The organism is Mesorhizobium sp. M4B.F.Ca.ET.089.01.1.1 (assembly GCF_004022605.1).
GTDB classification, from domain to species: Bacteria; Pseudomonadota; Alphaproteobacteria; order Rhizobiales; family Rhizobiaceae; genus Mesorhizobium; species Mesorhizobium abyssinicae.
Window position 1 is genome coordinate 1 of record NZ_RZOS01000456.1, and the last position, 4343, is coordinate 4343.

The window sequence follows — 4343 nt, forward strand, 5'->3', positions numbered from 1 at the left end:
CTCCAACATGACGGTCAAGGTTGCCGACAAGACCGCCTTCTCGATGGACGGCCTGGCGATCGAGATCACCCCGCCGGAGGACGGCAAGGCGATGGAATTTTCCGGCACGACGGAAAAGTTCAATGCCGACCTGACCCTGGTCGACGACCCCAAGTCCAAGGAAGCCATCGAAGCGCTCGGCTACCAGAACATTTCGGGCAATATCGACATCGCCGGCACCTGGCAGCCGGCGGACGGCAAGATGGAACTGTCGAAATACGACATCGCTGTCGACAATGCCGGCAAGCTCGGCATGACCTTCGGCCTCGGCGGCTATACGCTCGACTTCATCAAGTCGCTGCAGGAGATGCAGAAGAAGATGGCCGCGCAGCCCGAGGGCGCAGACAATTCGGCGCAAGGCATGGCCATGCTCGGCCTGCTGCAGCAGCTTTCGTTCAACAGCGCCTCGATCCGCTTCGACGACGATTCGTTGACCAACAAGGTGCTGGAATATGTCGGCAAGCAGCAGGGCATGTCGGGCAAGGACATCGCTAACCAGGCCAAGGCGATCGTGCCGTTCGGCATGGCGCAGCTCAACAATCCGGAGCTGACGGCCGAGGTGACGACGGCGGTCGGCAAATATCTCGACGACCCGAAGAGCCTGGAGATTTCGGCCGAGCCGCCGGCCGCTGTGCCGTTCGCGCTGATCATGGCTGGTGCGATGTCGAACCCGCTCGACCTGCCGAAGACGCTCGGCGTCAAGGTCAAGGCCAACGAGGACTGATCGGACTAGCTGCCTTCTCCCCGTTCTACGGGGAGAAGGTGCCGGCAGGCGGATGAGGTGCAGCGCCGACGCCTGCAAATATGAAATTCAATTTCTGACCCGATTGCCTGTCAGAAGGCTTCAGCTGCTACGACCGCTCGCAAATCGCCGACGTCCGCGCTGCCCCTCATTGTCCTGCCGGACATTTCTCCCCGTATAGAGACGGGGAGAAAGAGCAGCTGCAACGCTACCGTCAGTCTTTCTTGGCCACTGCCACGCGCAGCGACAGCTCGCGCAGCTGCTGCGGCGTGGCTTCCGAAGGCGCGTTCATCAGCAAGTCGTAGGCCTGCTGGTTCATCGGGAACATGGTGACCTCGCGCAGATTCTTGGCGCCGACCAGCAGCATGACGATGCGGTCGATGCCGGCCGCCATGCCGCCATGCGGCGGCGCGCCATACTGGAAGGCGCGGTAGAGGCCGCCGAAGCGCTCCTCGACGGTGGCGCGGTCGAGCCCGACCGTCTCGAAGGCCTTGACCATGGTCTCCGGCAGGTGATTGCGGATGCCGCCGGACGCGATCTCGAAGCCGTTGCAGACCATGTCGTACTGGAACGCCTTGATGCCGAGCAGATCCTCGCCGCCCAGCGCCTCGATACCGCCCTGCGGCATTGAGAACGGGTTGTGGGCGAAGTCGATCTTCTTTTCTTCCTCGTTCCACTCGAAGAACGGGAAGTCGACGATCCAGCAGAGCTCGAAACGGTCGCGGTCGACGAGGTTCAGTTCCTCGCCGGCGCGGGTGCGCGCGGCACCGGCAAAGGAGACGAACTTCTTCGGGTCGCCGGCGACGAAGAAGGCGGCGTCGCCATCGGCGAGGCCAAGCTGCTGGCGCACCGCTTCGGTGCGCTCCTCGCCAATGTTCTTGGCGATCGGACCGGCGCCTTCGAGCTTGTCGCCCTCCTTGCGCCAGAAGATGTAGCCGAGGCCCGGCTGGCCCTCGCCCTGCGCCCAGGAATTCATGCGGTCGCAGAAGGCGCGGCTGCCGCCGGTCTTGGCGGGAATGGCCCAGACTTCGGCCTTCGGATCGTTGGCCAGGATGTTGGCGAACACCTTGAAGCCGGAGTCGCGGAAATGGTCCGACACCGCCTGCATCTCGATCGGGTTGCGCAGGTCCGGCTTGTCCGAGCCGTAGGTGCGCATCGCCTCGTCATAGGGGATGCGGCGGAATTTCTGCGTCACCGGCTTGCCGGCGGCGAAAGTCTCGAACACATCACGAAGCACCGGCTCCATCGTCGACAGCACGTCGTCCTGCTCGACGAAGCTCATTTCGAGGTCGAGCTGGTAGAATTCGCCGGGCAGACGGTCGGCGCGCGGGTCCTCGTCGCGGAAGCAGGGCGCGATCTGGAAATAGCGGTCGAAGCCGGAGACCATGATCAGCTGCTTGTACTGCTGCGGCGCCTGCGGCAGGGCATAGAAGGTGCCGGGATGGATGCGCGACGGCACCAGGAAGTCGCGCGCGCCTTCGGGCGAGGACGCGGTCAGGATCGGCGTCGAGAATTCAGTGAAGCCGACCTCGCCCATGCGCTTGCGCATCTCGGCGATGATCTTGGTGCGCGCCACGATGTTCCTGTGCAGCGTCTCGCGACGCAGGTCGAGGAAGCGGTATTTCAGGCGGATGTCCTCGGGATAGTCAGGCTCGCCGAACACCGGCAGCGGCAGTTCCTTGGCCGCCGACAGCACCTCGATCTCGCGCGCGAAAATCTCGATCTCGCCGGTCGGCAGATTGGCGTTCGTGGTCTCCGGCAGGCGAGCCTTGACCTCGCCATCGACGCGGATCACCCACTCGCCGCGCACCGTCTCGGCGATCTTGAAGGCCGGCGAATCCGGATCGGCAACGATCTGGGTCAGGCCGTAATGGTCGCGCAGGTCGATGAACAGCAGGCCGCCATGGTCGCGCACGCGATGCACCCAACCCGACAGGCGGACGGAGGCGCCGACGTCGCTCTTTCTCAATTGGGCACAGGTATGGCTGCGGTAACGATGCATTGTCATGGTGAAGTCCGGATGCTGATTGCGGACCGACGGCCCGGCTCGAAAATTGGCGCGAAAAGCGCATGGGAGGCCGGTTTTGTCAAGGCAAGCGGTCACACAGCCGCGCCGCCTTGGCTTGTCACGCAAAGTGGATTTCGGCGCCCTGGCGTTCGAAATCCGCGAGGATCGCGGCAGGCGCCGACTTTTCCACCACAAGGTGGCGGATCGCTTCGGCCCTGGCGACGCGGTAGGGCGCGGCGGTGGCCAGCTTGTCGTTGGTGACGGCGACGACGATGCCGGCGCTGTTCCTGGCCATGGCCCGCTTCACCTCGGCCTCGGCCGAATCGAAAGCCGTCACGCCACGCGCTGCGTCGAGACCGCAGGAGCCCAGGAAACACAGATCGGCGCCAAGTTGCGCGATGGCGGCCAGCGTGTCGGCGCCGACGCAGGTTCCGAGCTCGCGGACGAACCTGCCGCCGAGCACGATCAACTCGACCTGCGGGTGATCGGACAGCGCCGAGGCGACGCCGAGCGAATTGGTGGCGACGGTCAGGTCGAGCTCGCGCGGAATGGCCCTGGCGATCGCCGCGTTGGTGGTGCCGCCGTCGATGAACAGGCTCTGCCCGGCGGAAAGCAGCCTCACGGCCGCGCTCGCCAGGCGCATCTTCTCCTCGACCGCATGGCCGCTGCGCTGGCTGACTGTTGCCGCGGCCAAAGGTGCCGATGCGACCGCGCCGCCATAGACGCGGCGGCACTCGCCCGCTTTCGCCAGCTCCCTGAGGTCGCGCCGGACCGTGTCCTCGGAAACGCCGAAGTGGCTCGCCAGCTCCCCGGCCAGCACCCTGCCCTCGACCGCGAGACGGTCGCGGATGATCTGGTGCCGTTGATCCGTCAGCATTGCATGACCCTGATTTCGCTATACACGTTCTTGCATGTTTTGCACGTTTATGCAAGAAGTGACTCTTGTCGGACCGCTGGCAAACCCAGCCGTCTGCTCCCTTCAAGGAAAACACCGCGATGCGTTTTGGTCTCAGCCTTGCTCCTCAACACCGCGTCTATGCCGGGTTCGCGATCTATTCCTTCGCCATGGGCAACATCTTCCCGCGGCTCCCCGACATCAAGCGCGCCATGGACATCGAGGACGGCACGCTCGGGCTCAGCCTGATCGGCACGCCGATCGGCACCCTGATCGCGCTGACGCTGGCGGCGCCATTGCTGGAGCGCGTCGGCTTCCGCCGCGCGCTGCTCGGCCTGGTGCCGCTCATTGCGACAGCCTACGCGCTCGCTGTGCACGCGCCGGGGCCGCTTGCGCTGTTCCTGATGCTGCTTCCGGTCGGCTTGATGATCGGCAGCGTCGAGATCGTCCTCAATGTCGAGGCAGACAGGACCGAGTTCCTGCTCGGACGCCGGATCATGAACCGGGCGCACTCGTTCTGGAGCATCGGCTTCTTCGGCGCCGGGCTGTTCGGAGGAGCGCTCGCGCATCTCGGACTGTCGCCGCAACTCCATCTCGCCCTCGTCGTGCCGATGGTGGCCCTGTCGATGGTGGTCTTTCTGGGCGGCTACGAGCCGGCG

General features: G+C 64.8%; 2 protein-coding genes and 2 pseudogenes. 2 read left to right on the forward strand and 2 right to left on the reverse strand.

Annotated features, from left to right (window positions below; translation table 11 throughout):
* Positions 1-763 (forward strand): annotated as a pseudogene (locus EN780_RS28400) (hypothetical protein); the annotation flags it as partial.
* Positions 764-995: 232 nt separating this feature from the next.
* Here EN780_RS28400 and aspS read toward each other — a convergent pair.
* Positions 996-2783, reverse strand: coding sequence for an aspartate--tRNA ligase (gene aspS, locus EN780_RS28405; RefSeq protein ID WP_189556801.1), 1788 nt, complete (start codon positions 2781-2783; stop codon positions 996-998).
* Positions 2784-2907: 124 nt separating this feature from the next.
* A complete protein-coding gene (locus EN780_RS28410) occupies positions 2908-3666 on the reverse strand; it encodes a DeoR/GlpR family DNA-binding transcription regulator (RefSeq protein WP_127286460.1) in 759 nt (252 codons plus the stop codon).
* Positions 3667-3785: 119 nt separating this feature from the next.
* Here EN780_RS28410 and EN780_RS28415 point away from each other — a divergent pair.
* Positions 3786-4343, forward strand: a pseudogene (locus tag EN780_RS28415) (MFS transporter); the annotation flags it as partial.